The following is a 1,233-nucleotide window of genomic DNA, read 5'->3' as shown; positions in this document are numbered from 1 at the left end:
TCCCCTAGCAGCAACGGCACCCCCTGGCTGCGAATGAACTCCGCCTCTTCTCGGATGAGGTCGGCAGACCCCGCTTGGAACGCCCGCAGGGCCGCTAACGTCGCCGGCAGATCCGCCTGCAGCCCATCCGGCTGCACCACCCCCACGTCCAAAGCGCGGGGCCGATGCAGAAACTCCCCTTCCCCGTAGCGCTCCAGCAGCCAAGCGGGAGCCGGCGTCACCCAAATGGGCAGGATCTGCGGCTCCCGCCGCCGCAAAGTGTTCACCACCGCCGTCAGCCGGGTGACGTGACCAAACCCATGGGCCGTTGCCGCCACATAGAGAGGAACTGGATTCACCGCCATAGCCTTAGGAAAGCACAGGCTGAGACTTTTCCCGCCGGGATCCCCAGAGGTTGCTGGCCAAGATGAGGCCCAGGCCCAGCAGCGATCCTGGCGCGATCGGCTCCTGCAACAGCACCGCGATCAACCCCAGCGACAGGAATGGCGTGACATAGACCCAATTGGCCAGGGATCCGCGCTCGTCCGCCAGCTCCAGCGCCCGCAGCCAGAACACAAAAGTCAGGCCCATCTCCGCCAAGCCGATGTAGGCCGCCCAGCCCAGCCCTGCTAGAGTCCACCTCAGCTCCTGCAACGGCAATAGCGCCAGGCAATAGCCGCTGCCGAAGACAAACCCCAGGAACAACTTCAGCACGGCATCCCGTCCATCCCGCACATTGAGCAGCCAGTAGAGGGCCCAAATAGCGGCGCTGCCCACCGCCAGTCCCACTCCCCAGGGATCCTCCACTTGCAGGGTGCCCCAGGAGCCCCCCGTGGCCACCAGCACCACCCCCACCAGGCTCGTTCCCAAAGCCAGCAGCAGCCGCCCGCGCAGGCGCTCCCCCAACAGCGGCACCGCCAAGAGAGCCAGCAGCAGCGGCCAGGTGTAATTTAAAGCCAGTGCCGCCTGGGCCGAGAGGCGATCATAGGCTTGGAAGAGCACCCCGTAGTAGCCAAACGGGTTGAGCAGCCCCTGCAGCGCCGACAGGCCAATTTGGGATCCCTTCTGCTGGCGGACAAGAGGCGCCCGCCCTGTTACCACCAGAACCATCCCCAAGATTAGGCAGGAGCTACACGCCGAAAAAATCAGCAAGACCGTCGGTGAGAGGTGCTGCAACCCGAACTTAAAGGCGCTGGCCGCTGTGGCCCAGCCCAAGATAGCCGCTGCCAGGTAGGCGCGGGCCCGCCAGGGATC

The 1,233-nt window shown here is 65.3% G+C and carries 1 protein-coding gene and 1 pseudogene; both read right to left on the bottom strand.

Going from position 1 to position 1,233, the window contains the following annotated elements; genetic code table 11:
* Window positions 1-344: pseudogene (locus NW835_RS13090) on the bottom strand (glycosyl transferase); the annotation flags it as partial.
* 4 nt (window positions 345-348) lie between these two features.
* On the bottom strand, window positions 349-1,233 hold an 885-nt coding region (locus NW835_RS13085), incomplete at its 5' end, for a DMT family transporter (protein ID WP_414415514.1).

The organism is Synechococcus sp. OH2, from assembly GCF_047462155.1.
Lineage (GTDB): Bacteria > Cyanobacteriota > Cyanobacteriia > Thermostichales > Thermostichaceae > Thermostichus.
This window is presented reverse-complemented; position numbering and strand designations above follow the sequence as displayed.